This window comes from Pseudoxanthomonas sp. LjRoot204_2, from assembly GCF_056175765.1.
In genome coordinates, this window is record NZ_JBGFFG010000703.1 from 1 (window position 1) to 1,122 (window position 1,122).

Annotated in this window: 3 protein-coding genes; all 3 read left to right on the forward strand. The window is 62.0% G+C overall.

Translation table 11 applies throughout. The features are described from left to right. On the forward strand, positions 1-272 hold a 272-nt coding region (gene rpl5, locus AC04L7_RS19220; RefSeq protein ID WP_475513778.1), incomplete at its 5' end, for a large ribosomal subunit protein uL5. Positions 273-292: 20 nt separating this feature from the next. Next, positions 293-598, forward strand: coding sequence for a 30S ribosomal protein S14 (rpsN, locus tag AC04L7_RS19225; protein WP_062352415.1), 306 nt, complete (start codon positions 293-295; stop codon positions 596-598). Positions 599-801: 203 nt separating this feature from the next. Continuing rightward, positions 802-1,122: 30S ribosomal protein S8 (gene rpsH / locus AC04L7_RS19230; RefSeq protein WP_475513779.1), on the forward strand; the 321-nt coding region annotated here is incomplete at its 3' end.

The following is a 1,122-nucleotide window of genomic DNA, read 5'->3' on the forward strand; positions in this document are numbered from 1 at the left end:
CCCTGCGTCGCGCCAAGATGTACGAATTCCTGGATCGCCTGATCAGCATTTCGCTGCCGCGCGTCCGCGACTTCCGTGGCGTGTCCGGCCGTTCGTTCGACGGTCGCGGCAACTACAACATGGGCGTGAAGGAACAGATCATCTTCCCGGAAATCGACTTCGACGCCGTCGACGCGATCCRCGGCATGGATATCGCCATCACGACGACCGCCAAGAACGACGCCGAAGCCAAGGCGTTGCTCGAAGCGTTCAAGTTCCCGTTCCGCAACTGATTCGCTAGGAAAACGACATCATGGCAAAGACCTCGATGGTCAACCGCGACATCAAGCGGGAAAAGCTGGCCAAGCAGTACGCCGCCAAGCGCGATGCGCTGAAGAAGATCATCTCCAGCCAGAACGCCTCGTACGAAGAAAAGGCCGATGCGGTCGTCAAGCTGCAGAAGCTGCCGCGCGACTCCTCGCCGAGCCGCCAGCGCAACCGCTGTGAGCTGTCCGGTCGTTCGCGTGGCGTGTACCGCAAGTTCGGCCTGGGCCGCAACATGCTGCGCAAGGCGACGATGAACGGTGACGTCCCCGGCCTGCGCAAGGCCAGCTGGTAAGGACGCCGGGAGAGCCAGAACCGGCTCTCCTTCGGTTCCGAGGACAAGTCCGGCACCTGCCGGACTTGTTGTTGTACAATGTTCGGCTCCCGCGGCCAGGCCGGGGGAGGGCTGGGGAACCGGCCGCCCGCCTGGGGGTTTCCAGGGACAACGCAAGATTTTCGCGAAAGCGGATATCGGTGCTACTCATAAGGCAGACTCTAATGAGCATGACTGATCCCATCGCCGACATGCTGGTGCGCATTCGCAATGCCGCCGCTGTGGGCAAGCCGACGGTGAAGATGCCGTCCTCCAAGATCAAGACCTCGATCGCCAACGTCCTCAAGGCGGAAGGCTATGTCGGCGACGTCCGCGTGACGAAGACCGAGAACAACAAGGCCGAGCTCGAGATCGTCCTGAAGTATTTCGAAGGCAAGCCGGTCATCGAGAAGCTGAGCCGCGTGTCCCGTTCGGGCCTGCGCCAGTACCGTGGCAAGGCAGAACTGCCCAAGGTCCTCGGTGGCCTCGGCGTCGCCATCATCTCC